General features: G+C 63.2%; 14 protein-coding genes. 5 read left to right on the top strand and 9 right to left on the bottom strand.

What is annotated here, in order from left to right:
- Positions 1–181 precede the first annotated feature (181 nt).
- The 3 genes from RX328_RS16080 to RX328_RS16070 form a co-directional block, all read right to left on the bottom strand.
- A complete protein-coding gene (locus RX328_RS16080) occupies positions 182–1,396 on the bottom strand; it encodes an acyl-CoA dehydrogenase (protein ID WP_213251481.1) in 1,215 nt (404 codons plus the stop codon).
- A 191-nt stretch (positions 1,397–1,587) separates the two neighbouring features.
- Positions 1,588–2,664 (bottom strand): 3,4-dihydroxy-2-butanone-4-phosphate synthase, encoded by a 1,077-nt coding sequence (gene ribB, locus RX328_RS16075; protein WP_213251482.1) that lies wholly within the window; start codon positions 2,662–2,664, stop codon positions 1,588–1,590.
- 219 nt (positions 2,665–2,883) lie between these two features.
- Positions 2,884–4,611, bottom strand: a complete 1,728-nt coding sequence (locus RX328_RS16070) for a cation:proton antiporter (protein ID WP_213251483.1) — start codon at positions 4,609–4,611, stop codon at positions 2,884–2,886.
- Here RX328_RS16070 and RX328_RS16065 point away from each other — a divergent pair.
- The gene (locus RX328_RS16065) at positions 4,610–5,071 is read left to right on the top strand and encodes a DUF3124 domain-containing protein (RefSeq protein ID WP_312017999.1); all 462 of its coding nucleotides are present in this window, start codon (positions 4,610–4,612) and stop codon (positions 5,069–5,071) included. The two genes, RX328_RS16070 and RX328_RS16065, sit on opposite strands and share 2 nt — an antisense overlap.
- 67 nt (positions 5,072–5,138) lie before the next feature.
- On the top strand, positions 5,139–6,380 hold the full coding sequence (locus RX328_RS16060) for a PLP-dependent aminotransferase family protein (RefSeq protein ID WP_213251485.1): 1,242 nt from the start codon (positions 5,139–5,141) through the stop codon (positions 6,378–6,380).
- 133 nt (positions 6,381–6,513) lie between these two features.
- On the opposite strand, the gene RX328_RS16055 is transcribed toward RX328_RS16060, so the two are convergent.
- On the bottom strand, positions 6,514–7,500 hold the full coding sequence (locus RX328_RS16055; RefSeq protein ID WP_213251486.1) for a Bug family tripartite tricarboxylate transporter substrate binding protein: 987 nt from the start codon (positions 7,498–7,500) through the stop codon (positions 6,514–6,516).
- A gap of 36 nt (positions 7,501–7,536) precedes the next feature.
- Between RX328_RS16055 and RX328_RS16050 the strand changes: the two genes are divergently transcribed.
- Positions 7,537–9,231 (top strand): FAD-dependent oxidoreductase, encoded by a 1,695-nt coding sequence (locus RX328_RS16050; RefSeq protein WP_213251487.1) that lies wholly within the window; start codon positions 7,537–7,539, stop codon positions 9,229–9,231.
- Between the two features lie 33 nt (positions 9,232–9,264).
- Positions 9,265–10,116 (top strand): DMT family transporter, encoded by an 852-nt coding sequence (locus RX328_RS16045; protein ID WP_249726366.1) that lies wholly within the window; start codon positions 9,265–9,267, stop codon positions 10,114–10,116.
- Positions 10,117–10,126: 10 nt separating this feature from the next.
- Here RX328_RS16045 and RX328_RS16040 read toward each other — a convergent pair whose 3' ends face one another.
- Positions 10,127–11,407 (bottom strand): amidohydrolase family protein, encoded by a 1,281-nt coding sequence (locus RX328_RS16040; protein WP_213251489.1) that lies wholly within the window; start codon positions 11,405–11,407, stop codon positions 10,127–10,129.
- A gap of 320 nt (positions 11,408–11,727) precedes the next feature.
- Between RX328_RS16040 and RX328_RS16035 the strand changes: the two genes are divergently transcribed.
- A complete protein-coding gene (locus RX328_RS16035; RefSeq protein WP_213251490.1) occupies positions 11,728–11,955 on the top strand; it encodes a hypothetical protein in 228 nt (75 codons plus the stop codon).
- A gap of 200 nt (positions 11,956–12,155) precedes the next feature.
- Here RX328_RS16035 and RX328_RS16030 read toward each other — a convergent pair whose 3' ends face one another.
- From RX328_RS16030 to RX328_RS16015, 4 genes are all read right to left on the bottom strand, one after another.
- The gene (locus tag RX328_RS16030; RefSeq protein WP_213251491.1) at positions 12,156–13,328 is read right to left on the bottom strand and encodes a thiolase family protein; all 1,173 of its coding nucleotides are present in this window, start codon (positions 13,326–13,328) and stop codon (positions 12,156–12,158) included.
- 366 nt (positions 13,329–13,694) lie between these two features.
- Positions 13,695–15,266: an alkaline phosphatase D family protein gene (locus tag RX328_RS16025; RefSeq protein ID WP_213251492.1), complete on the bottom strand. Its 1,572-nt coding sequence runs from the start codon at positions 15,264–15,266 to the stop codon at positions 13,695–13,697.
- Positions 15,267–15,483: 217 nt separating this feature from the next.
- Entirely contained in the window at positions 15,484–15,885 is a 402-nt protein-coding gene (locus RX328_RS16020; protein ID WP_249726367.1) for a hypothetical protein, read from the bottom strand.
- 142 nt (positions 15,886–16,027) lie between these two features.
- Positions 16,028–19,501: an indolepyruvate ferredoxin oxidoreductase family protein gene (locus RX328_RS16015; protein WP_213251493.1), complete on the bottom strand. Its 3,474-nt coding sequence runs from the start codon at positions 19,499–19,501 to the stop codon at positions 16,028–16,030.
- Between the last annotated feature and the right edge of the window lie 32 nt (positions 19,502–19,533).

The following is a 19,533-nucleotide window of genomic DNA, read 5'->3' as shown; positions in this document are numbered from 1 at the left end:
CTTCCTGCTCGTTTCGCGACACACCACAATCGTCATACCCCCGCGAAGGCGGGGTATCCAGTAAACACCGGCGTTCGTGATCGACCGAGAGGCCTCTGGAATACTGGATCGCCCGCCCCAGTGCGCAATTGCGCACAAGGCGGGGCGATGACAGCAAACGCCGTGGGCACGCGCAACGCCTTTACGAAAACGCCTGAATCCCCGTGATTGCCCGGCCCAGGATCAGGGCGTGGACGTCGTGGGTGCCTTCATAGGTGTTCACGGTTTCCAGGTTCGCGGTATGGCGCATCACATGATACTCGATCTGGATGCCGTTGCCGCCGTGCATGTCACGCGAGACGCGGGCGATGTCGAGCGCCTTGCCGCAATTGTTGCGCTTGACGATCGAAATCATCTCCGGCGCCATCTTGCCTTCGTCCATCAGGCGGCCGACGCGCAATGAGGCCTGCAGGCCGAGCGCAATCTCGGTCTCCATGTCGGCGAGCTTCTTCTGCACGAGCTGCGTTGCCGCTAACGGCCGGCCAAACTGCTTGCGGTCGAGCGTGTATTGCCGCGCGCGATGCATGCAGTCTTCCGCCGCACCCATCGCGCCCCAGGAGATGCCGTAGCGGGCGCGGTTGAGGCAGCCGAACGGTCCCTTCAGGCCTGATACGTTGGGCAGCAACGCGCTCTCCGGCACCACCACGCCGTCCATCACGATCTCACCGGTGATCGAGGCGCGCAAGGACAGCTTGCCGCCGACCTTCGGCGCCGACAGGCCCTTCATGCCCTTTTCGAGAATGAAGCCGCGGATCTGGTTGTCATGCGCGGCCGACTTGGCCCAGACCACGAAGACGTCGGCGATCGGGGCGTTGGAAATCCACATCTTGCTGCCGCTGATACGATAGCCGTCCGACACCTTCTCGGCACGGGTCTTCATGCCGCCGGGATCGGAGCCGGCATCCGGCTCGGTCAGGCCGAAGCAGCCGACCCACTCGCCGGTGGCAAGCTTCGGCAGGTATTTCTTGCGCTGGTTCTCGTCACCATAGGCGTAGATCGGGTACATCACCAGCGACGACTGCACCGAGTTCATCGAGCGATAGCCGGAATCGACCCGCTCGATCTCGCGAGCCACCAGGCCATAGGCGACGTAGCTCGCGTTCGCGCAGCCATATTCTTCCGGCAGCGTGACACCGATCAGGCCGAGCTCGCCCATCTCGTTGAAGATCTCGCGGTCGGTCTTCTCTTCCAGATAGGCGTTGATGACGCGCGGCAACAGCTTGTCCTGCGCATAGGCACGCGCGGTGTCGCGGATCATGCGCTCGTCTTCGGTGAGCTGGTCGTCGAGCAGGAACGGATCGTCCCACTGGAAGGAAGCCGCCGCCGGCTTGTCCTTGGCTTGAGGGCGCACGCTCATGAAAATCCCTTTCGCATCACTGTCCTCATGGAAATTGTCGATAAATTAATGCGCTATCGGCAGAAGCGCAAATGGTTCACCACGTCATTCCGGGGCGCGCGATAGCGCGAACTATGGGGCGCCCCCTGCGCCCCTGAGAATCTCGAGATTCCGGATATGGTGCTAGCGCACCATTCCGGAATGACAGCACGCTATATTTCCAACTTTTCGTTGGCGACGATCTCGATGCCGAAACCGGATAGCCCCTTGTAGTCGTGCACCGACGAGGTGAGATTGACGATCGAGGTGATGCCGAGATCGCGCAGGATCTGGGCACCAACGCCGACTTCACGCCATTGCCGGTGCCTATCGGCCTCTGCCGTTTTCTGTTCGCCGACCGGCTCGACGGGAACTCCGGCCGCTCCGTCGCGCAAGTAAACCAGCACGCCGCGGCCGGCCTTCTTGAAATGGTCCAGCACGATCTGCATCCGCGCCTGGCCGGTGAAGAGGTCCTTGACGATGTTGGGCTTGTGCAAGCGCGTCAGCACGTTCTTGCCGTCGCCGACGCCGTTATAGACGAAGGCAGCATGCGCGATCTCGTCGAATGGCGAGCGATACGCATAGCCCTGCAGCGGACCGATCGGGCTGTCGGTGGTAAACGTCGCGACCCGCTCGATCAACTTTTCGCGCGCCTGACGATAAGCAATCATGTCAGCGATTGTGACGTGCTTGAGCTTGTGGGTGGCGGCGAATTTCGTCACCTGCTCGCCCTTCATCACAGTGCCGTCGTCGTTCATCAACTCAGAGATGACGCCGACCGGCGGCAGGCCGGAAAGCTTGCAGAGATCGACCGCCGCTTCGGTATGGCCGGAGCGCAAGAGCACGCCGCCGTCGCGGGCGATCAGCGGAAAGATATGACCGGGCCGGGCAAAATCATTGGCGCCGGCGTTGGGATTGGCCAGCGCGCGGCAGCAGGAGGCGCGCTCCTCCGCCGAAATGCCGGTGCCGCCATCGGGTTTATAGTCGATCGAGACGGTAAAGGCGGTGGTGTGATTGGACTCGTTATGCGCCACCATCGGATCGAGCCGCAGCCGCCTGGCGTCGTCGGTGGTGACCGGCGCGCAGACGATGCCGGAGGTGTGGCGGATAATGAATGCCATCTTCTCCGCGGTGCAGAGCGAAGCCGCAACGATCAGATCGCCCTCGCCCTCGCGATCGTCATCGTCCGTGACGACGACGAGTTCGCCTTTGGCAAAGGCTTGCAGAACTTCCTGGATGCTATCGCCCATTTCTTAAAATCTCGCCAAATCTAGCTCGGTTCAGCCAGTGCATTAGCCGGACTCTATGCGCGGCGCCAGCGCCAATACGCAGGGCGGAGCGGCGTCCGCAGGCATACCAGGATGCCGGCCCGTAGCCCGGATGGAGCGAAGCGCAATCCGGGTAGGTCAACCCGTTTGCGAGAATCCCGGATTTCGCTGCGCTCCATCCGGGCTACGCGACCCCCTTTTTTACGGCAGCACCTCGCGGCGCTCGCTGAGCAGCGCGTCGGTCTCGGCGCGCTTGTCCTCCAGCAGCCCGGCCTGGGCGGCTTCGATCACCTTGTAGAGCTCGTGAGCGTCGCTGAGCCGGGTCACCGTCACATAGTCGGCGCCGGCCTTGTAGAGGTCGTTGACGTTGGCCAGGATCTCCGCGGTGGCGACGATCTTGGCGGTCGGATTGAGCGAGCGGACATGCCGGACCAGCTTTTCGTTGTCGGCACCCTTCAACAGCGAATCCGGGATGCTGAGGATGATCAGCTCCGCCTTGCCGACGCCGGCATGCACCAGCGTATCGACGTTGCTGATGTCGCCATAGACCACGTGCATGCCGCGGTCCGTCAACGTGCGGAACACCAGCGGATTGAAGTCGATCACGGTGATCTGCTCCAGCACCGCCGGATTGAGGCGCTCGATCTCGGCAACCAGCGCGCTGGCGGCGCGGAAGAACCCGAGAATGACGATCCGGCGCGCCTCCCCGTGCCCGCCCTCGTGCCCTCCGTCGGCCTCATGCTTGTGATCGAGATCGCGGAGCCCGATCCGCTTCAGGGGACCGATCAGGTTTCGCGTGACCTGATCGCTGCGGCCCATGACGAAGGTACTCAGGACCGCCAGCACCACGAAGGCGAACGACGCCGCGCTCGACGTCTCAGGCCCAATGTGACGCGCCGTCACGCCGGTCTGGATCACGACCAGCGAAAACTCCGAGATCTGCGCCAGGTTGATCGCCGGCAACAGGCTCGCGCGCAGGCCCTGCTTCATCAGATAAAGCGGCGTGAACGTCGTCACCATGCGGCTGACGACGGTGAAGGCCGCGATCGCGAGCGCCAGCCCGATCACCGACGCACCGGGGATCGGGATGGTCATGCCGAGCGAGACGAAGAACAGCGTGATGAAGAAATCGCGCAGCGTTGTCACCTTGGCGGTGACGTCGAGCGCATAGGGGAATGTCGACAGCGATACGCCAGCTACCAGCGACCCCATCTCGCGCGACAGGTGTAGCCTCTCCGCGATCTCGCCGATCAGGAAGCACCAGGCCAGGGCACCGAGCAGGATCAGCTCAGGCCGGCGCGCGATCTGGTGGAACAGCCACGGCAGCACATAGCGGCTGAGCACCAGCGCGGTCGCCACCAGCACGCCGACCCGGGCAATCGACAGCAGGATCACGCTCACTTGCAGATTGTCGAGGCTCGGCTGCACCGCCAGGAACAAGATCGCGAAGATGTCCTGCAGCACCAGCACGCCGAGCGTAATCCGCCCGGGCAGCGTGTCGAGCTCGCGCTTCTCGTACAGCACCTTGACGATGATGACCGTGCTCGACAGCGCGCAGGCGATGCAGAGATAGAGCGCGTCGAAATGCCCGCTGCCCATCGACAGGCCGATCCCGATAAAGAACAATATTCCGAGCAGGACGCCGCCGACCAATTGCCCGCCCGCGGCAAACAGAATCACCTTGCCGGCGCGCACGATCTTCTTCAGGTCGATTTCCAGCCCGATCATGAACAGCATGAAGATCAGGCCGAGTTCGGAGATCACGGTAATCGACTCCTGGGACTCGACCCACTTCATGCCGAATGGACCAATGACGAACCCGGCGATAAGGTAGGCCAAAATCAGCGGCTGCCGCGAAAAATGCGCCAACAGGCCGAGCCCCCAGGCAAACAGGATGCATAAGGTGATATCGCGAATAAGCTCGTGCATGGTTCCGGACTTCCCCCTTCTGCAACCTAGAGGCCCCGGCGCAAGGGTCAAACAAGCAATGTGTCACAGCCATAGAATGGGGGCTTTTCTCGCGATTCTGGCCGCGTTGTCGATCCCGTACGCCCCCACCGCCAGCGCCCGGACCGCGGGCGGAATCGAACAGAATTTCGCAAACTCCCGCCCCCTGATCCCCGAGCGGATCGCCTATTTCGACACATCAGGCAAGATCGCGGAGAGCTACCTCAAGTCCCCGGTTGCGCTAAAACCCTTCGTGACTGTCCAGGCCTTCGTCGCTGCAAATGAGGTGCGCGGCGGAACGGGAGCCAATTTCGTGATCGACTGGGCGGCCACGGGCGAGATCGCCGAGCTCACGATCGAGAAGCTGATGGTCGGCGTCGGCGCCGGACATTATGTCTTCATCAGCCATGCCGATCAGGATCGTCGGCAAGAACCAGGCTGAACGACGACGAGACAGAGAGCCGCCCGGTCGGCCCTCTCAACAAGAAACAAGATGGAGTGAAACATTTATGTCTACCGCTTCTTTCGATTTCGCGCCCTTGCTGCCCGCCGGATTGCCGGCGCCGGCAGCGCGGTGGACCGGGCTTGCCAGATACAGTTTTGTCGGCGGCAATAATGATCCCGAGCAGGTTCCGGTCGATGACTTGGTCGACGCCGTCAATACCGTGCTCCGGCGCGAGGGCAAGACGCTCGCAACATACGGCCTCGCCAGCGGCCCGCAGGGCTATCGCCCCTTGCGCGAATTCCTCAGCGCGAAACTCAAGCGCGACGCCGGCATCGCCTGCATTGCCGATGATATCATGATCGTCTCCGGTTCGCTGCAGGCGCTCGACCTGGTCAACCAGTCGCTGCTCGCGCGCGGCGACACCGTGCTGGTCGAGCAGGAAACCTATCAAGGCGCGCTGACCCGGCTGACGCGGCTCGGTATCAAGGCGATCGGCATCCCCCTCGACGACCAGGGCATGCGGATGGATGCGCTGGCGGCAGCCCTTGCCGACCACAAAAGCCGCGGCATCACGCCGAAATATATCTACACCATCCCGACCGTGCAGAATCCGACCGGCAGCATCCTTCCGGAGACGCGGCGCGCCGAGATGCTGAAGCTGTCGCAGCAATATGGCGTGCCGATTTTCGAGGACGATTGCTACGCCGATCTGATCTGGAGCGGCCAGCGGCCGCCCGCGATCTATGCCATGAGCAAGCACGGCGGCGTCATCCATATCGGCTCGTTCTCGAAGTCGATCGCGCCGGCGCTGCGGGTCGGCTTCATCGTGGCACCCTGGGAGATGATGTCGCGGATGCTGGCGCTGAAGACCGACGCCGGAAGCGGCGCGCTGGAGCAGATGGTGCTGGCCGAGTATTGCGTGCCGCATTTTTCGACCCACGTGCCGAGGCTGACGCGCGGCCTGCGGGCCAAGCTCGACACGCTGATGGAAGCGCTGAACGAGCAGTTCGGCACGTCGGCCGAGTTCGAGGAGCCTGAGGGCGGCATCTTCCTGTGGGTGAAACTGCCCGACAATGTCGACACGCTGAAACTCTATCAGGCCGCGCTTCCTGCGGGCGTCGCCATCAACCCCGGACCGGAATGGTCGACCGACAAGGCCTATGCCGGCAGCCGGCTGCGGTTGTGCTTCGCAAGTCCCTCGCATGAACAGATCCGCGAAGGCGTCGCCGTGCTCGCCGAGGTCTGCCGCAAGGAGTTTGGGGTGCCGGCACGGATTGCTAATGTGGAGAAGCGGGCGCGGAGCTGAGCCTGTGCCACGTTCGATCCTCTTGCCCGATATCGTCGCCAAGCAAGGAGGCCGTCGCATTGATTGAGATCAAACGGCGTCGGCTGCGGCGCAATTTGATTTGATCAACCGGCCGCAGGCTGTGGCCGGTGTCCTATTCAGCCTTGATCCCGGCCTCGGCGATCAGCTTGCCCCATTTCACGCTTTCGCTCTGGATGAATTTTGCAAAAGCCTCGGGCGAGGTGGGCGCGGGTTCGGCGCCGAGAACGCGGATTTTCTCGATCGCCGCGGGATCGCTCAACGCCTTCGCGAAGGCGGCATTCAGCGTTTTGACGATATCGGGCGGCGTGCCGGCGGGCGCGACGATGCCAAACCAGCCGACGGCTTCGAATCCGGAGAGGCCCTGCTCCGCCAGCGTGGGAACATCAGGCAGGAAGACCACGCGTTTCGCGGCAGAGACTCCGAGCGCCTTCAACTTGCCATCGTGGATCAATTGCTTTGATGCAGGGATATCCAGCACGGCCAGCGGGACATGGCCGGCAAGAACATCCGTCGTCGCCGGCGCGGTGCCGCGATAGGCGATCAACTGAATTCCGACACCGGCCTTCTGGTTGAACAAGGCCGAGGTCAGGTGCATCGCCGTTCCGTTGCCGCCATGGCCGATCGACAGACCCGCCGTTTGAGCCTTGGCCTTGGCAATGAGATCGGCGACCGAGGCAATAGCCGATTGTTGCGAAGACACCAGCACGAACGGGATTTCCGCCAGCAAGGTGACCGGCGCCAGATCCTTGATCGGATCGAATGCCATCGCCGCCCGGTTGAGATGCGGATTGACGGTCAGCACGCCGGCTGCGGCCACGCCGAGCGTATAGCCATCAGGCGCCGCCTGCGCCACCGCGCCGATCCCGATATTGCCGCCCGCGCCCGCCCTGTTCTCGATGACAACGGGCTGACGCAGCGTTTCCGAAAGCAGCGGCTGCAGGGCGCGGATCACGATATCGGCACTGCCGCCGGGCGGAAACGTCACGATGATCTTGATGGGTTGATCAGGATATGCGTTTGCTGCTTCAATCGCCGACAACAATAGCAACAAAACAACAACAAGGGCGCGGATCATGCCTTCCCGGATCGACGGAAACATTGAGGGTCCCCCCGATGATCTCTGTGGCGCTTAGTAATGCATGATCGTCTCAACCCAGCAAGCGACAAGGCGGCAAGTGACATGGTGAAGACCAGCGTTCTCGTGGTCGGCGGCGGTCCGGTTGGTCTCACTTTGGCGATGGACCTCGCATCGCGGGGAATATCCGTCGCTGTCATAGAAATACGCGCCGCCGGCGAGCCGCCGAGCGTGAAATGCAATCACGTCTCGTCACGATCGATGGAGATCTACCGAAGGCTCGGCCTGGCGCAGAAGCTGCGCGATGCCGGCCTGCCGGCCGACTACCCCAACGACTGCTCCTACCGCACCACGGCAACCGGCATCGAGCTCTCGCGTATCCTCATTCCCTGCCGACGCGATCGCTATACCGCCACCGGCGGGCCGGATACCGATTGGCCGACCGCCGAGCCGCCGCATCGCATCAACCAGATCTATATGGAACCCGTGCTGTTCGCCCACGCTACTAGTATTGACGGGCTACAGATTCTGAACCGCACCGCGTTCGAGGATTTCAGCGAAGCCCAGGACGGCATCGTTGCGACTGTCCGCAACCTCGACACCGGGACCGCCTCCCAGGTCCATGCCGACTTCATCGTCGGCTGCGATGGGGCGCGTTCGCTGGTTCGCAAGGCGATCGACGCCAATCTGCAGGGAACGCCGATCATCCAGCGCGTGCAGTCGACCTACATCCGCGCGCCCGCCCTGCTCGGCCTGATGGACCGGCCCGCCTGGATGACGCTGTCGCTCAATCCGCGGCGCTGTGGCACTGTGGTCGCGATCGACGGCCGGGAAAAATGGCTGATTCACAATCACCTCAATCGCGAGGATGAGACCTTCGAATCCGTCGATCGCGACGCCTCGATCCGCGCCATTCTCGGCGTCGGCCCCGATTTCGAGTATGAGATTCTGAGTAAGGAGGACTGGGTCGGCCGCCGCCTTGTCGCCGACCGGTTTCGCAAGGGACGCGCCTTCATCTGCGGCGACGCCGCCCATCTGTGGATGCCCTATGCCGGCTACGGCATGAATGCGGGGATTGCGGACGCGACCAACCTCGCATGGCTGCTCGCCGCCTATCTGCAGGGTTGGGCCGACATTGCCATCCTCGACGCCTATGAAGCCGAGCGCCTTCCCATCACCGAGCAGGTATCCCGCTTTGCGATGGAGATGGCGGGCAAGGTGCTGAGCCAGCGCCGCACCGTTCCCGATGAAATCGAGCAGCCGGGGCCTGAGGGCGACGCCGTCCGCAAGCAGGTCGGGCAAGCGGCCTATGATTTGAACGTGCAGCAATATTGCTGTGCCGGCCTCAACTTTGGGTACTTCTACGACCGCTCCCCGATCATCGCCTATGACGGCGCGGAGCATCCGGGTTTTACCATGGCGGATTTCAAGCCGTCGTCGACGCCGGGGTGCCGGCTTCCGTTCGCGAAGCTGCCGGACGGACGGCCCGTCTATGATGCGTTGGGTCCGGGCTACACACTTTTGCGCTACGATCCGGACGTTGCGGTTGCGCGCTTGGCCGACGTGATGCGCGACAACGACGTACCGTTTGCGGTCGTCGACGTCCCCGCCGGCGAGGCCCAGCCTCCGGGCTACAAACTCATCCTTGCGCGCACCGACCAGCACGTCGCCTGGCGGGGCGACGCGATCCCTAACGATCCCGCGCACCTCGTCGACAAGCTGCTCGGCCGAGGCTCCAAACTCGGTCCGGGTTGACCGCCCATGGGGGAAGCGCGCTCTCAGCAACGCTTGGGCATCGCCCTCGTGGTCGCCGCCGCCATCGCCTGGAGCACGGCGCCATTCTTCACGCGGCTGCTTCCCTATGATTCCTGGACCATCCTGTTTTGGCGCGGATTGTTCGGCGGCGGCCTGATCGTGGTCTTGATGGTGCTGTTGCAAGGTCGTGCCGGCCTGCGGGACCTGACCAGGATTGACAAGAACGGCTGGCTTGTCGCGTCGTTTTCGACATTGGCGATGATCGCCTTCATCCCTTCCCTACAGCTCACGGATGTATCGAACGTAGCCATCATCATTGCGACAGGCCCCTTCCTCGCAGCTGCGCTTGCCTGGATATGGCTGCGGGAAATCCCCCAACCGCGAACCATGCTGGCGAGCATCGTGGCGCTCTGCGGCGTCATGATCATCGTCGGTAACGCACGCGCCGGTTCCGACATCCTCGGTATCGCCCTCGCCTGCTTCATGGCGCTTGCGATCGCTGCGATGACAGTCATGGTACGGCGGCACAAGAATACATCGATGGTCGCCGCTGCAGCGATGTCGAACATCCTGGGCAGCGCTATCAGCATTCCCTTCGCCCACGGAATAGCTGCGATAACCGGGTTCGACCTGTTCATCCTTGCGATGTTCGGATGCTTTCAGGTCGCCCTGGGCCTCACACTGTTTTTCCTCGGCTCGCGCCTGCTGCCATCCGGTCAGGCGGCCCTGATCTCGACGCTGGAGACGCCGCTGATGCCGTTCTGGATATGGGTGGGATTCGGCGAGGTGCCCACACTCCGGGTCCTCGCCGGCGGCGCCCTGGTGATGGGCGCAGTCATTGCCGACATCGTCGGCGATAGCCGCGCGCAGCGGCTATCAAAGTGAATGGGCCGAGCTACCGAACCGCGAATGGCGCCTGGTAGGGCCGGCCGAACGGCACGCCGTTGATCACGGTCTGCACCGGCTTGAGCAACAGCTTGCCCTCGCGCTTGTTGTTGCGGGTGTCGACGAACGAGGTCTGCCCCTCCACCAGTTCCAGGATTGCGACGTCGCCAGGCGCGCCGATCTGCAGCGTGCCGATTTTCGGTGCGCGGTTGATGATCTTGGCCGGCGTTATGGTCGCCGCCGCCACCACCTGCTCCAGCGACAAGCCGAGCGTGATGAACTTGCTCATGACATTCGGCAAATACGGCATGCCCGGCGAATTGCCGGAGAAGACGTGGATGTCGGAGGAGATCGTATCGGGCGTGCAGCCGCCGGGAAGCGCCACCTCCGCCACCGTGAAATCGAAACTGCCGCCGCCATGGCCGACATCGAACATCACGCCACGCTGCTTGGCTGATAGCGCCGCCGGCAACAGCTTGCCATCCTGCACGATATTGGTGAAGACGCCGCCGATGTTCGGAGCGCCGGAATAGGCATGCGTCAGCACGTCGCCCGGCCGCATCAGATCGAGAATTTGTGACATCAACTCCTTGGTCTCGACGCCGCCGATATGGACCATCATCTTGGCCGGCCAGCCGCACATCTCGCAGGCCTTGATGCTGCGCTTCAGCGGCTCGAGGCCATGCCTGGCGATGACGTTCTCGGACATCCTGACCTTCACGCCGAGCAGGAAGTCCGGATTTTCCGCCAGCGCCATCGCGCAGGCATCCACCTGCGCATAGTCGATGTTGTAGAGCTCGGGGATAGGAAATCCGGACAGGCCGTTGTTGGCGATGTGAACGAAGGCGTAAATCCGCGCCCGCGATTGCGCCACGATGTAGCGGCGCAGCGCGGCGAGATTGTTGACGCCGGCGTCACCCGCCGACACCACTGTGGTGGTGGCCTGCGCCTGCACCAATTCGTCGGCCGGAATGCCGATGGCCGAACCATAGGGGTAAACGTGGGAATGCAGATCGATCAGGCCGGGCGTCACCAGCTTGCCTGAGGCATCGATGGTCTTCGCGGCACGCGCGGCTGGAATCTCGTTCTCGATGGCCTCGATCACGCCCCAGCGAATGCCGATGTCGCGCTTGCCTTTGAGCGACTGGCTGGGATCCAGCACGTCGCCGCCCTTGATCACGAGGTCGAACTTGTCGTTCGGTCCCATCGCGGCGACAGCAGGGCCCGATATCGCCGCGACCGCGGCCGAGCCTGCCAGACTCAGAAAATGACGGCGTGAAACCTCGCTCATGGCAACCTTCCCCCTGAGTTGATTTTTTATGGAGGAGATGATGCGCCGAGCGTTGGCATTCCGCAAGCAGCGTCGCGCCGGCCCACGCAGAAACGAATAGCCGCCTCGCCGATCTTCCGATGGGCGTGCGGCTTGCTGGCTCCGGCGCTTGCGCTGCAACAACCGGGATGCGCAGGGCGCGGTGGAATCGATCCGACAATCAGAATTCAGCGCGCTGATCGTCATCGGCATCTGAACAAGCGTTCAGAATTCTCCTGCAATTCGGCGGGAACGTTCCTCATCATCTCCTGTTTTATCTTCGCTCAATTGAGGAGGATTGGATGAAGAAACTTGGATACGTCATTGCGGCACTCGGCGCACTCGTCATCGCAGCTCCGTCAATCGCAAGCGCCGAGACCGTCGTGATCAAGAAGCGTAGCTACCACACGGGTCACCATCACCACCATCACGGTGCGCGTGCCGAATTCCGGCGCGACCGCGGTTGGCATCGCGGGCATCGGCACGGTCACCGCCACAAGACCGTGGTCATCAAGAAGTATCGTTACTGACGTAGCATTGCTGGAGCCCGGCTCTGATTAATTCAGTGCCGGGCTCCGTTTTGGTTTGAGCCGTTTCTTGATGCGATCCCGGTCGCTTCCGGATCGCGTCCGAGCGCGTGCTCGTTCGAACGCCAAGAACGGAAAATGGCCCCTCGCGGGGCCATTCTCTTTTGCTTGCTTCTTTTTGCTGTTCGCTGCGTTCGACGATCTTAGCTGTAGATCTCGAACAGGCCGGCGCCGCCTTGGCCGCCGCCGATGCACATCGTGACGACGCCCCACTTGGCCTTGCGCCGGCGGCCTTCCTGCAGGATGTGGCCGGTGAGACGCGCACCGGTCATGCCGAAGGGATGGCCGATCGCGATCGAGCCGCCATTGACGTTGTACTTCTCGGGATCGATGCCGAGCTTGTCGCGGGAATAGAGGCACTGGCTGGCGAAGGCTTCATTCAGCTCCCAGAGATCGATGTCGTCGATCTTCAGGCCATGGCGCTTCAACAGCTTCGGCACGGCGTAGATCGGGCCGATGCCCATCTCGTCCGGCTCGCAGCCCGCGGAGGCCCAGGCGACGAAGCGGCCCATCGGATTGAGGCCGCGCTTCTCGGCGTCCTTGGCTTCCATTAGCACCACGGCGGCGGCGCCGTCCGAGAGCTGGCTGGCGTTGCCGGCGGTGACGTATTTGCCCGGGCCCTTGACCGGCTCGAGCTTGGCAAGACCTTCCATCGTCGTGTCGGGACGGTTGCATTCGTCACGGTCGACGACGTAATCGACAATGCTCTCCGCCTTGGTCTGCTTGTCGACCACCTTCATCTTGGTCTTCATAGGGACGATTTCGTCCTTGAACTTGTTGGCCTGCTGCGCGGCCGCCATGCGGCGCTGCGATTCCAGTGAATACTCGTCCTGATATTCGCGGCTGACCTTGTAGCGCTCGGCAACGATATCGGCGGTGTCGATCATCGCCATGAAGATGTCAGGGGCGACCTTGAGCAGGTCCGGATCGATCGATTCCTTGGGCGAGCCACCGCCGGGGATCGAGATGCTTTCGACGCCGCCCGCCACGATGCAGTCGGCACCGTCAGAGCGGATCGAGTTGGCGGCCATCGCGATGGTCTGAAGGCCCGACGAGCAAAAACGGTTCACCGAGACGCCGGCGGTCGACTTCGGCAGGCCCGCGAGCAACGCAGCCTGGCGACCGATATTGGGCGCACCGTGCGCGCAGTTACCGAGATAGCAGTCCTCGACATACTCCTTCTCGACGCCGGCGCGTTCCACGGCGTGCTTGATGGCGTGGGCCGCCAGCGACATCGGCGGGGTGATGTTGAACCCGCCGCGGCCGGACTTTGCCAACCCCGTACGTGCATAGGAAACGATGACAGCTTCACGCATTTGAAAGACCTCCCTTTGATGCGATCCAGTATGGACTGGAGCCGCGCCCGTGTGTAGCGAAAACCCGAATTCCGGCCAGCGGAAAAGAATGAATCCGCAAGCCCGGCTCGAGGCGGGGATTTGCACAACGCCTGTCCTCGGGCAAGGCCGCGGTTGGCTTTTCGTCGCGTTAAGCCAATGCGCGACGCTCCAGCTATTTCACTAAGCGAAATTGACGTTTGGAGATCGCCGCGCGAATGGAAATCAGGACCAAGTCAGGGGTGCGATGGTAAGGGCGTTTGCCACCGTGCTCGGGGGCTGATCATCGCCCTCTCCGAGCTAATCGTGGTCGGCGGCGATCTGCTGGTACGCCCTCAGGACGTCGCCTCAGATGTGCTGCGCCATGATCTGGCCCGGCCGTGCATCCGGACGGGGCTCGATATCGACCGACCACAGGTCGCGATTGTCGACGTCCTTTAACGTCACCGTCATCACTTCGGTCTTGCCGTCGATGTCGACGCGACCAAAAAACTGCATACCGAAACACGGGGCAAGATTCTCGCCGCTGCAGCCCTTCTGGAACATCGCTTTCGGGCCGAAGGTGTTGTCGAGCGGGGCCGGCGCCCAGGTGCCCGCATGCAGCGGGCCGGAGACGAATTCCCAGAACGGCTCAAAGTCCTGATAGATCGCGCGGTTCGGATCGTAGTGATGGGCGGCTGTGTAGTGCATGTCGGCGGTCAGCCAGACTGTGTTGCGGATGCCAGCGCGTTTCATGAACGACAGCAAATCGGCGATCTCGTGCTCGCGCCGCTCCGGCGGACCGTCGCCGAGCGCAATCGCGTCCTCGCTGATCAAGCCGATCGGCATGTCGGCCGCGATCACCTTCCAGGTGGCGTCGGAAGCCACCAGCTCGCGCTTCAACCAGGCCAGTTGCGTCGCGCCGAGAATGCAGGTGTCGCTGTGGTCGTCGCGCCTGTTCAACGTGGAATCGCGGTAGCTGCGCATGTCGATCATGAAGACATCGAGCAGCGGACCGTAGGCGATCCTGCGATAGATGCGGCCGTCCTGCGCGGGCGTCGCGCGCATCGGCATGAATTCATGGAACGCGCGGCGCGCCCGCGCCACCAGATGCGAGGTACCGGCCTCGGCATAGCCGCTCGCGTCGGCCGGGGCGATCGGAGCCCAGTCGTTCGTCACCTCGTGATCGTCCCATTGCGAGAACACGGGCACGGCTGCATGGAACGCGCGAAAGTTTTGGTCGAGCCAGTTGTATTTGTAGTTGCCGCGGAATTGCGCGAGCGTTTCGGCGACGACGGACTTTTCCTCGGTGACAAGGTTTCGCCAGAGCCCGCCGTCGGGCAGCTTCAGTTCCCGCTCCACCGGGCAGTCCGCATAGATGTGGTCGCCGCAATGGATGAAGAAGTCCGGACGGTTGTTGAGCATGGTGCCGTAAGTCCGCATGCCGCCGCGGCTTTCGTCGATGCCCCAGCCCTGCCCCGTGGTATCGCCCGACCAGGCGAACGACACCGAGCTGCGCGCTGTGGGCGCGGTGCGGAAATGCCCGACCTGCGCCTCGCCAGCGACCCCCGGCTCGCTTTCAAACTGCACGCGATAGAAAATATCCTGTCCCGGCGGCAATCCGTCGAGCAGAACTTTCGAGGTGAAATCGGCATCCGGCAACGCGTCGGCCGAAGCCGTGCCAATGATGGTCTTGAAATCTTCGCTGGCCGAACATTCGACCTGCATCCGCGCCGCGCGGTCGGCGCGCGCCCAGATCACGGCGGTGTTGGCCGAGACGTCGCCCGATTGAATGCCGCTGGTGATGAGCGGCCGATCCGCGGCGCGGCTGAGATAGGGTCTGGCGAGGCTGCCGAGACCGGCGACGGCACATGTTGCCGCGGAGCGGACCAGCCATTGACGCCGGCTCAAACTTTGCGCGGCGCGTATCGCAATCGGCATCGAAGCACCCTCGTCGAATCACGACGAAGGTGTGCCTGTTGAGTTTGACTCGCGGCTGAAGCTTTTGCGACAGGTGGATGAAAGTGCGGAATCGTAGGATGGGTAAAGCCACCGGGTCCGGCCTTCGGCCGGCCCGATGATAAACTCCGCGAAACCCATCAATCCCAACGTGGAGACGTGATGGGTATCGCTTCGCTCCACCCATCCTACGAAGTCTCTACCGCTGCCAGTCGCAGATGCCGCCGGACGTGCACGGCCAGGTCTGGATCCGCGTGTCGCGGGCCTGGGCGTCGAGCGGATTGGTATGGCGGCGCGCCTGCTTGGTGCTGCGGACCGCAGCGCGCGGCTTCTGCACGCGCTCCTGCACGACGCGCGTCTTGCGCTCGGCAGCCTTGGGTACGACCACGCGTTCCGTCTTCACTGGCCGGGCATCGGTTCTGGCCTCGATCCGGACCGCGGCGAACTGCGTCTCTGGGCCGAGCCGCTTCGGCGAAAGCAGAGCATGGGGGAGATCCAGACCGAGGATCTCGCCTGCACGGTACTGATCGGCCAGCGCGGCGCTGCCTGAGATCAGGAATACCGTGCAAAGTGCTGCGGCAATAGCTCTCTTCAGGACCATCGCTGGCCTCCTGAAATCAACCAAAGACTGAAGAATAGCCATCATGTAGGAAGCCGGCAGGACAATTCCAGCCGGTTCCGCTCTCAGGGTTACGCGTGAGGATCCCGGCTGTGAAAAAGTTCACGCGCCGGGTGAACAACTTCTACTCCGCGGCCTGCGCCACCGGCTGGCCGATCGCCGCTTCCAACCGCGTGCACTCCGCACGGTATTTCGCGACATTGATTTCCTTGACGTGGCCATAGCCGCGAACGAGTTCCGCTGATTTCGCCAGCGCCACCAGACGTGGCCAGTCATGCGGCTTGGCCCGGTCGAGATGGCGGAAGATCATCGCGGAGTATTCGCCCGGCAAGGCCCGCTCCATCCGCCGCTCGGCTGTATAGCCGAAAGGATCGAATGCTGTGCCGCGCAGGAACTTGAAGCGGGTCAGGATGTCGAAGGCGCGGAATATCCAGGAGCCGAACTCGCGCTTGCGCAGACGACCCGTGACCTTGTCGCGCGACGCGAGCAGCGGCGGCGCGAGGCTGACCTTGACACCCTCTTCGCCGTCGAATTGCTCCTTCAACGCTTTTGCGAACTCGCCGTCGGAATAAAGCCGGGCGACTTCATATTCGTCCTTGTAGGCCATCAGCTTGAACAGACCTTTAGCGAAGGCTTCCGTCAGTTCATGCGAGCCCGGCGCGGCCTTGGCTTCCGCTGACCGCACGTGCTCGACGTCGGCGAGGTAGCGCTTCGAATAGGATTCGTCCTGGTACTCGGTCAGGAACTTGGCGCGGAACGCGATGCTCTCGTCAAGCGTACGCTTTACCGGCGCCGCGCCCGAACTCTTGAAGCGTGCGGCGCTGACGACGCGCTGCAGATCGTGCGCCGCGAGCCGGCCCCAGGAGAACGCCAGCTTGTTCATCTCGATCGCGGCGCCATTGAGGTCGATCGCCTTCATGATCGCTTCCAGCGACAGCGGGATCGCGCCGCGCTGGAACGCAAAGCCGAGCATGAAGGCGTTGGTGGCGATGCTGTCGCCCATCAGCACCGTTGCAAGCCCGGTCGCGTCGAGAATGTCGAGGTCGGAGGCGCTGACGGCCTCGTTGAGCGAATCCCGCATCGTCCCCGCTTCGAAATCGATGTCGGGGTTGATGACGAAGCTCGCAGTCGGCAACAGGTCAGCATTGACGATCGCCCGCGTGACGCCACGCTCGGCCCGGCTCAGCGCTGGGATGCTGGTGGCGACTACGATGTCGCAGCCGAGGATGAGGTTGGCGCCGCCGGGCGCGATGCGCACGGTTGCGAGATCGTCCGCTTGCGGGGCGATGCGGACGTGGCTCATCACAGCACCGTTCTTCTGCGACAGTCCCGTGAAGTCGAGCGTCGAGCATGCCCTGCCCTCGACATGGGCAGCCATGCCGAGCAGCGCGCCGATGGTGATGACGCCGGTGCCGCCGATGCCGGTGACGAGGATGTTGTAGGCGCCATCGAGCGCCGGTGTGGCGGGCGTCGGCAGATCGGCAAATAGCGCCGAGGGATCAGCCGCCGCGCGGTCGGCTTTCCGCAAGCGTCCGCTATGCACCGTGACAAAGCTCGGGCAAAAGCCCTCGATGCAGGAAAAGTCCTTGTTGCAGTTCGATTGGTCGATCCGCCGCTTGCGGCCGAACTCGGTCTCCAGCGGCTGCACCGAGACGCAGTTAGAAACGGAGGAGCAGTCGCCGCAGCCTTCGCAGACGCGTTCGTTGATGAAGACGCGCTTCGGCGGATCCGGATAGAGCCCGCGCTTGCGGCGGCGGCGCTTTTCCGCCGCGCAGGTCTGGTCGTAGATCAGGACGGTGAGGCCCTTGACCTCACGCAGCTCTTTCTGCACCGCGTCGAGTTCACGGCGGTGATGAACGGTCGCTCCATCAGGGAAATAATTCGACGGATATTTGTCGGGATCGTCAGAGACGATGGCGAGGCGCCTGGCGCCCTCGGCCGAAACCTGGTGCGCGATTTGCGAGACAGTCAGGCCGCCTTCGGCCGGCTGGCCGCCGGTCATCGCCACCGCATCATTATAGAGAATCTTGTAGGTGATGTTGACGCCGGCGGCGGCCGCCGCGCGGATCGCCAGCAGGCCGGAATGGGTGTAGGTGCCGTCACCAAGATTCTGGAACACATGTGCTTCGCTGGTGAACGGCGCCTGCCCGATCCAGGTGACGCCCTCCGCGCCCATATGCGAGATCGTCTGCGTGCGGCGGTTCGGCACCGACAGCGCCATGCCGTGACAGCCGATGCCGGCCATTGCGCGGCTGCCGTCGGGAATCTTGGTCGAGGTATTGTGCGGACAGCCCGAGCAGAAATACGGCGTGCGCTGCAGCTTTGCGGCGCCGACGCCGTCCGCCGGCCGGTCGAAGGCTTCGAGTTTTGCGAGACGCTGCTCCAGCGCCGGGCTGCGGTGACCGAGTCTGCGCAGCCGCGCAACGACGGCGGCCGCCACCATGGTCGGCGTTATTTCGCCTTCGCTCGGCAACAGCATGGCGCCGCTCTCGTCACGCTTGCCGACCACCGAAGGGCGCTTCGCGGCATCCATGTTGTAGAGAATGCGGACGAGCTGGTCCTCGATAAAGCCGCGCTTCTCCTCGACCACCAGCACGTCCTGCAGGCCTTCCGCAAAGGCCCGCGCGCCGGATTCCTCCAGCGGCCAGGTCAGCGCCACCTTGTAGATGCGCAATCCCAGCGCCTGCGCTTCAGTATCCGTGATGCCGAGATCGGCCAGCGCCTGCCGCAGATCGAGATAGGCCTTGCCGGTCGCCATGATGCCAAGCCGCGCCGGCTTTGAATCCAGCACGATGCGGTCGAAGCGATTGATACGCGCGAACGCCGCGACCGCCTGCATCTTCGGACCGTGCAGCCGCCGCTCCTGCTCCATCGGCGCATCGGGCCAGCGGATGCTTAAGCCTCCCGGCGGCATCTCGAAATCATCCGGTGTGATGATCTTGATGCGATCGGGATCGCTGACGATCGATGCCGAGCTTTCGACCGTCTCGGAAATCGCCTTGAACCCGACCCAGCAGCTTGAATAGCGCGACAGCGCAAAGCCCAAAATGCCGAGATCGAGATAATCCTGCAGCGTGGCCGGGTTGACCACCGGCATCAGCGCCGCGGCGAACACCTGCTCGCTCTGGTGCGCCAGTGTCGACGACTGGCAACCATGATCGTCGCCGGCCAGCGCAATCACGCCGCCATTCGGCGAGGTGCCGGCGGAGTTGGCATGCTTCAGCGCATCGACGGAGCGGTCGACGCCGGGACCCTTGCCATACCAGATGCCGAATACGCCATCGACCTTGGCGCCGGGAAACATGCCGACCTGCTGGCTGCCCCACACGGCCGTCGCTGCCAGGTCCTCGTTGAGACCTGGAGAGAACTCGATGTCATGCTGCTTGAGGAAGGATTTGGCGCGCCACAACGCATGATCATACATGCCGAGCGGCGATCCGCGGTATCCGGAGATGAAGCCTGCGGTGTTGAGCCCCGCCGCGCGGTCGCGTTCGCGCTGCAACATGGGCAACCGGACCAGCGCCTGTGTACCGGACAGAAAAATCCGCTTCGCATCCAGACGGTACTTGTCGTCCAGACCCACTTCCATCAACGCCATTCGTCCGCTCCCCGTCGCACGTTCCGCCGGTT

The sequence above is a fragment of the Bradyrhizobium sp. sBnM-33 genome (assembly GCF_032917945.1).
GTDB lineage: Bacteria > Pseudomonadota > Alphaproteobacteria > Rhizobiales > Xanthobacteraceae > Bradyrhizobium.
The sequence above is the reverse complement of the archived record's forward strand: the minus strand, read 5'-3'. Positions and strand labels throughout refer to the sequence as shown.

Bases quoted from the DNA above. Each gene is read 5' to 3' on its own strand.
- RX328_RS16080 (WP_213251481.1), bottom strand. From the start codon at position 1,396: ATGAGCGTGCGCCCTCAAGCCAAGGACAAGCCGGCGGCGGCTTCCTTC.
- ribB (WP_213251482.1), bottom strand. From the start codon at position 2,664: ATGGGCGATAGCATCCAGGAAGTTCTGCAAGCCTTTGCCAAAGGCGAA.
- RX328_RS16065 (WP_312017999.1), top strand. From the start codon at position 4,610: ATGGTTCCGGACTTCCCCCTTCTGCAACCTAGAGGCCCCGGCGCAAGG.
- RX328_RS16070 (WP_213251483.1), bottom strand. From the start codon at position 4,611: ATGCACGAGCTTATTCGCGATATCACCTTATGCATCCTGTTTGCCTGG.
- RX328_RS16060 (WP_213251485.1), top strand. From the start codon at position 5,139: ATGTCTACCGCTTCTTTCGATTTCGCGCCCTTGCTGCCCGCCGGATTG.
- RX328_RS16055 (WP_213251486.1), bottom strand. From the start codon at position 7,500: ATGTTTCCGTCGATCCGGGAAGGCATGATCCGCGCCCTTGTTGTTGTT.
- RX328_RS16050 (WP_213251487.1), top strand. From the start codon at position 7,537: ATGCATGATCGTCTCAACCCAGCAAGCGACAAGGCGGCAAGTGACATG.
- RX328_RS16040 (WP_213251489.1), bottom strand. From the start codon at position 11,407: ATGAGCGAGGTTTCACGCCGTCATTTTCTGAGTCTGGCAGGCTCGGCC.
- RX328_RS16035 (WP_213251490.1), top strand. From the start codon at position 11,728: ATGAAGAAACTTGGATACGTCATTGCGGCACTCGGCGCACTCGTCATC.
- RX328_RS16030 (WP_213251491.1), bottom strand. From the start codon at position 13,328: ATGCGTGAAGCTGTCATCGTTTCCTATGCACGTACGGGGTTGGCAAAG.
- RX328_RS16025 (WP_213251492.1), bottom strand. From the start codon at position 15,266: ATGCCGATTGCGATACGCGCCGCGCAAAGTTTGAGCCGGCGTCAATGG.
- RX328_RS16020 (WP_249726367.1), bottom strand. From the start codon at position 15,885: ATGGTCCTGAAGAGAGCTATTGCCGCAGCACTTTGCACGGTATTCCTG.
- RX328_RS16015 (WP_213251493.1), bottom strand. From the start codon at position 19,501: ATGGCGTTGATGGAAGTGGGTCTGGACGACAAGTACCGTCTGGATGCG.